3 protein-coding genes are annotated in these 3803 nt (G+C 59.7%); all 3 read right to left on the minus strand.

Annotated elements, in window-relative coordinates; translation table 11 throughout:
* Nucleotides 1–969 precede the first annotated feature (969 nt).
* The 3 genes from RUW20_RS03785 to RUW20_RS03795 are packed head-to-tail and all read right to left on the minus strand — an operon-like array spanning nt 970 to nt 3572.
* Nucleotides 970–2193, minus strand: a complete 1224-nt coding sequence (locus RUW20_RS03785; protein ID WP_313950866.1) for a HAMP domain-containing sensor histidine kinase — start codon at nt 2191–2193, stop codon at nt 970–972.
* On the minus strand, nt 2190–3254 hold the full coding sequence (locus RUW20_RS03790; protein WP_313950867.1) for a B12-binding domain-containing protein: 1065 nt from the start codon (nt 3252–3254) through the stop codon (nt 2190–2192). The genes RUW20_RS03785 and RUW20_RS03790 overlap by 4 nt, the downstream gene beginning before the upstream one ends.
* A gap of 30 nt (nt 3255–3284) precedes the next feature.
* A complete protein-coding gene (locus RUW20_RS03795) occupies nt 3285–3572 on the minus strand; it encodes an antibiotic biosynthesis monooxygenase family protein (RefSeq protein ID WP_313950868.1) in 288 nt (95 codons plus the stop codon).
* Nucleotides 3573–3803 lie beyond the last annotated feature (231 nt).

The raw sequence follows: 3803 nt of genomic DNA on the forward strand, positions 1-3803 counted from the left end.
GCGGAAAAAGTCGTCAGTAGCCATCTGAACTTTGCTCAATTTCTCTCAGGTTTCGATTATCTGTATTCTAATTTCTCGGGGATCTCGATGGGGGAATTATTGGCAAAAACCCAGTGTTTATGAGGGATGCAAGGGTATTGCAGGGCCGACTCGCTGGGGTCAAGAACCTCTACGCGCACTTGACTGGCCTCCAATTCAGCGTCGAGGCTTGGCAGGCTGCTTTACTCCTGTACCAGACAGCAAAGCAGCCACCAACCACTGCTCCCCGCACCTAAAAGGGGTCAGATTGATTAGTTTTTTGAGCCAATAAGCCAACGAATTGCGGATTTCAACAACCAAAGGAGTCAGAGTAATTTGTAATTGGAAATGGCTCTGACCATTTTTGACCGTTTTCCAATCACTCTAGCCTTTTATGACCTTCTCTGACCCTTTTTGACCTTCTAGCGCCCGTTCCACACGAAACGCCATAGAGCCTAAATATGCTGCCGATAACATGTCAAATGCTTTCATGGCGCACCCACATATCTTCATCGCAGCATTTCTACTTGGCTCATTAAGTTGGGCAATTTGTCCGCTTGTCTCAGACAGTTTTGAGCCCTTTGATTCCGATGTCGCGCTAGCAATAGGCCAGTTTGTGATGCTAGTTTATGTGGCATATTTAGGCTGGTACAAAAATGTAGCGGCTGTATTGCTCGCAGTCTTAGGTCTGTATCTTGGCCAAAACGCATACGCATACGCGTATGTGTTTGGTTTGTCAGAAATGAGGGCGTGGTTTGTTCTTGGGCTAGCAACTAGCTTACTGCTGTGCGTGATTCCGCTACTCAGCGGGCTATTGGCAAGGGGCTTTTCGTTAGCAGTGCAGCGCTGGCGAACAGGCATTTAACAAGGCGTACCAACGCAAACCAGACGGGTCTCGCCGCAGCGGATGGTGGGACAGCGGCCTGAGCTGGAAATCGCACCGCACGATCTTCAAGCCTCGGACTCGAGCGTCATCGATGGCGCCATTCGCGCTGGCAGTGAAAAGCTGAAATTCGAACCGGTGCCGACAAGGCTATCGACCCGCATGCTGCCACCATGGCCCTCGACGATCTTGCGCGTGATGGCAAGGCCGAGTCCGGTGCTTGTTTCTCCGGCGGTCGACTGCACGGAGGTTTTCGAAAAGGCCTGGAACAGCTTGTCCAGCTCGGCCGCCGGAATGCCCTGGCCCTGATCCTGCACGCTTACACGAACGTCACTGCCCGTCGTTTCGAGGACGACCCGGACGGTGGTGCCCGCATGCGAGTACTTGGTCGCGTTGCTGACCAGATTGTTGAGCACCTGTTCGATCTTGTTCGCATCGATGTCGATCAGCACCGGTTCGCCCGGGATGTCCAGGTCGATGCTTATGTTCTTGGCGGCGGCCAGTACGCGATTGAGTTCGACGTTGTTGCGCACCAGCGCGGCAAGATCGACCGGCGCGAGAACGAGATTGAGCTTGCCCGATTCGATCTGCGAGACATCGAGCAGGTCCTCCAGCAGACGCAGCATGAACTGGCTGGATTTTTCAATCTGTGCGATGAACTGCAATTCTCTGGCGTCGAGTTTGGCGCCGGCCATGTGATTGAGGAACTTGGCGTAGCTCATGATGACGCCGAGAGGGTTGCGCAGGTCGTGTGCGGCCATGCCGAGCAGGCGGTTCTTCTGCTCATTCAAGGCGGCCAGCACGGCATTTTTCTTCGCCAGTTCGCGCTGGGCAGCGGCCAGCTCATTGTTGATTCGGGTGAATTCCTCGTAGAGCGGCTCGTTTTCGCTGCGGCGCGACGGCCGTCTTTCACTTTCGACAAGGCGCAAGCGGTTCATCAGCTCGTTGTTGATGCCGGTCAGCGCGGTGTAAAGATGCTCGAACTCGCGCCAGTCGCCGCCGCCGATGACGAGAATGCCTCCCTCGACCACGCTGCCGGCAAATTGCATGGGCTGGTTGCCGTCCGGCGTGGCCATTTCGAGCTGGCGTCCGGACAGCGCGCCCAGGCGCTCGACGTCGGCGAGAAAGTCCAGCGCCGCGCCAAGGCCGGCTGCAGGCATGGCGCCCGTCAGCAGGCGGCCCGGTAACGGCGCCAGCCCCAGCGGGTCCGACAGCACCTGGCGCACCGTTCCGGCGCGATCGCACAGCACGGCGAAAGCGATGTCGCGCTTGTCGGCGCCGGTTTCGTTCATGGATTGCACATAAGCTTTGTCGCCGTGCCGACGGCGCCACGAGCATCGGCCGCAAAGCCGTCGGCTCCCACCGTCTGCCAGAGGTTCTCGGCAAGGGTGAAGGGATAGCCGCCGACCAGGATGCGCACGCGGGCGCCGCGCGGATCGGCGCGGATGGCGGCCACGAGTTGCCGGACTGCATCGACATGGGCCACCATGGTCGCCGAGATGCCGAGGATATCCGCCTGGCGCGATTCGATGGCATCGAGCAGGCTGGAAGCCGGGACATTGGCGCCAAGGAAGTAGCTGTCCCAGCCGGCCATTTCAAAGAAATCTGCCACCATGCGTACGCCCAGTTCATGCAACTCGCCACCGATGCAGGCCGCCACCATGCTGCGGCCGTTGCGCTCGGCGGAGAATATCCACGGATAGAGGCGGGCAATCACGGCCTGGCTGGCGGCGGTGCAGAAATGCTCCTGGCCGACCGTGATCCGCGACAGCTGCCACAGGCGTCCGATCTCGCGCTGGCTGCGCTGAATCACTTCGAGGTAGATGTCGGCCACCGGCGTGCCGTTTTCGGCGGCAGCCAGCACGACATCGGCCGCCGACTTGCGGTCGCCGCGGATCAGCGCATCGAGATAGCGTGTTGCCAGTTCGCCAAGCGGGGCGGCAGGATCGATGAAACTCTGCGGTACGGCCGGCGCCGCGTCGAACACGGCGAGCGCCAGATCGAGGATCGCTGCGGCTTCGACTGAGCCGGGTTGTGCCAGCCGCAACAAGGTCAGGTCTCGCAATACGGCGAGCTGGGCGCGCAGGTCGGCATCCGGCACTCCGAGGCCCTGCAACAACGAGCGCACCCAATCGACATAGGCAAGGAACAGCGGCGGCGCGCCGCTGGCCAGCGCTTCGTCGAGATAGGCGAGATGGTAGCGGGCGTCCTCGACGCATTTCGCGCGGCCCTTCGGCCCGTAGCGTACGGCGAGTTGCGGATTCGCCGCATAGTGGCGGGTGACAGTTTCCTCCGCCAGCATCTGGCGGGCGGCAGGGTCGTTCAGATCCAGATTGGCGGTTTCGCTTGGCATGGCCCCTCCCTGTCTTGTGCGGCGGTACGGTCAGCCGCAGACATATTCGAACTCCCTGATTTTCGCTTCGCCCGGCACCAGTTTCAGGCCCTTGGGAATGCCCTTGTGCGCATCGCGATACATGTGGCTGTGGTGCCAGGCCCGGTAGCTTGCGGCGTCGGTCCAGTAGGTCATGATCCAGATTTCGCCCGGTGCATCGAGCGGGCTCAGCACGTCGAGGTGCACAAACCCCGGGGCACCATCAACCAGATGCGGGCGTTCGCGGAACGCCGCCTTCACCTCGGCCTGCATGTCGTTGGCGATGACGAAACGGCTCATCGCCGCGAATGCCGCAGGGGGTACCGCTTTTTCGTCAGCCGTCCGTTCACCTCGAACTGTTTCCGTCATCGATGTCTCTTTTTGCAGATGTGGAGGGTTTGCCTATCCCTGGTAAGCATGCGTCCAATTTCATTATCGAACTAAAAGCGTCAGCGTCACATTTGTTTCGCCATGGGCAATTATCGCCGTCTCGTCAGCGCCGACTTTTGCGCCTACGCGAGGGCCAGCGGG

The sequence above is a fragment of the Accumulibacter sp. genome (genome assembly GCF_032229525.1).
Classification (GTDB): domain Bacteria; phylum Pseudomonadota; class Gammaproteobacteria; order Burkholderiales; family Rhodocyclaceae; genus Accumulibacter.

Excerpts from the sequence above, each read along its gene's own strand:
- RUW20_RS03785 (WP_313950866.1), bottom strand. The coding sequence starts at position 2,193 with ATGAACGAAACCGGCGCCGACAAGCGCGACATCGCTTTCGCCGTGCTG.
- RUW20_RS03790 (WP_313950867.1), bottom strand. The coding sequence starts at position 3,254 with ATGCCAAGCGAAACCGCCAATCTGGATCTGAACGACCCTGCCGCCCGC.
- RUW20_RS03795 (WP_313950868.1), bottom strand. The coding sequence starts at position 3,572 with ATGAGCCGTTTCGTCATCGCCAACGACATGCAGGCCGAGGTGAAGGCG.